Here is a 246-nt window from a genome sequence, read left to right on the forward strand (position 1 = left end):
ACGGAGTTAATCCAAATGCAGACGCTAAAACAACTGCTAAGAACGCCATTGAAGATGCAGCAACTGCTAAGAAAGCAGCCATTGATGCACGTAATGAATTAACGCAAGAAGAAAAAGATGCTGCTAAAAAAGATGTTGATGCTAAAGCTACAGAAGCAAAAGCAAATGTTGATAATGCAACAACAAATGCAGAAGTAGACACAGCTAAGACAGACGGTACTACTGCTATTAACGAAGTTAATCCAA

At 38.6% G+C, this 246-nt stretch carries 1 protein-coding gene; it reads left to right on the forward strand.

The window, feature by feature from the left end:
- Positions 1–246, forward strand: a 246-nt coding sequence (locus E4T68_RS09140) for a DUF1542 domain-containing protein (protein ID WP_135126092.1), incomplete at both ends; no start/stop codon positions are given.

The sequence above is a fragment of the Granulicatella sp. WM01 genome, from assembly GCF_004570605.1.
Classification (GTDB): domain Bacteria; phylum Bacillota; class Bacilli; order Lactobacillales; family Aerococcaceae; genus WM01.